This window comes from Streptomyces sp. NPDC029014 (assembly GCF_055564695.1).
Genome location: NZ_JBVHVT010000232.1, coordinates 1 through 1340, shown reverse-complemented (window position 1 = coordinate 1340; position 1340 = coordinate 1). Strand labels below are relative to the sequence as shown.

The 1340-nt window shown below is 69.9% G+C and carries 1 protein-coding gene; it reads left to right on the top strand.

Annotated features, from left to right (window positions below; all coding sequences use genetic code 11):
* Positions 1 to 145 precede the first annotated feature (145 nt).
* Complete coding sequence (locus ACZ4VL_RS40745) at positions 146 to 1297, top strand: ISAs1 family transposase (RefSeq protein ID WP_468211085.1); 1152 nt, start codon at positions 146 to 148, stop codon at positions 1295 to 1297.
* Positions 1298 to 1340: the final 43 nt, after the last annotated feature.

The following is a 1340-nucleotide window of genomic DNA, read 5'->3' as shown; positions in this document are numbered from 1 at the left end:
CAGGGCTGATTCAAAGTCGTGGTGATCTTGTGGTGTGCCTGGTCACAGGGGTGTGACGATCGGTTCGGGGGCCGCGACGGATGCAACGAAGCCCCGGTTGAAGACGGGTGACCTTGCCAAGTCGCCGTTCTCAGCCGGAGCTTCGATGTGCCGTCAGTCTGCCACCGTCTGCTTGATCAAGTCGCCGTCGCGTCAGCACCGCGCGCTGCCGTCGCTCGTGGACCGGCTGTCGGTGCTGCCCGATCCACGCCGGCGGCGCGGGGTGCGTCACCCGTTCGTGGCGGTAATGCTGGTCGCCGCTTGCGCGGTGACGGCGGGGGCCCGCTCGTGGGCGGCGATCGGCCAGTGGTCCAGGGCGGCACCGCAGGACACCCTGGCCCGGCTCGGCGCTCGCACCGCCGGGGCACTTCGCGTGCGTGTCGCGCCGTCACTGTCCACCATCCGCCGGATCGTGATCGCGGTATGCCCGGGCGGACTGGCGGACCTGACCGGCCAGGACCCGGCCGGGGCCGACACCGTCGCGGTGGACGGAAAGTGCGCCCGCGGCTCGCGTCACGGCGCCGTCCCGGCCGTGCATCTCCTGGCCGTGATGACCGGTGAAGGCCGCACCGTCAGCCAGCTGCCCGTACCGGGCAAGACGAACGAGATCACCTGCTTCGCCGCCCTGCTTGCACCGTTCGACCTGCGCAATGTCGTGGTGACCGCCGACGCCCTGCACACCCAGACCGCTCACGCCCGCTTCCTCGTCGAGCGGAAGCAGGCGCACTTCCTCTTCCTGGTCAAGGCCAACCAGCCCGACCTGTTAGCCGCCTTGCGCTCGCTGCCCTGGAAAGAGGTGACCGCCCGCCGCTACGACCGCGAAGCCGGACACGGCCGCCGGGAGACGAGAGCCACCCGGGTGCTGACCGTCACCGGCCTGGGTCTGGACTTCCCCCACGCCGTCCAGGCCGCCCGGATCCTGCGCTACCGCGTGGAAACCGCGAGCGGCAGGTGCACCCGCGAGACCGTCTACGCGATCACGGACCTGACCTCCGCCGAAGCCTCCCCGCAACGGATTTCCCGGCTGGCCCGGTCACAGTGGACCATCGAGAACCGGCTCCACCACGTCCGCGACACCACCTTCGCCGAGGACGCCTCGAAGATCCGCACCGGCCACGGACCGGCCAACCTGGCCACCCTCCGCAACCTCGCGATCAACGCACTCCGGGACGCAGGACACCGCAGCATCGCCGCTGGACTCCGCGAGGCGTCCTACGAACCATTCACCCGACCGCTCAAGCTCCTGGGCATCAGCTGACCAGCACCCCGGCAAGATCACCACGACTTTGAATCAGCCCTGG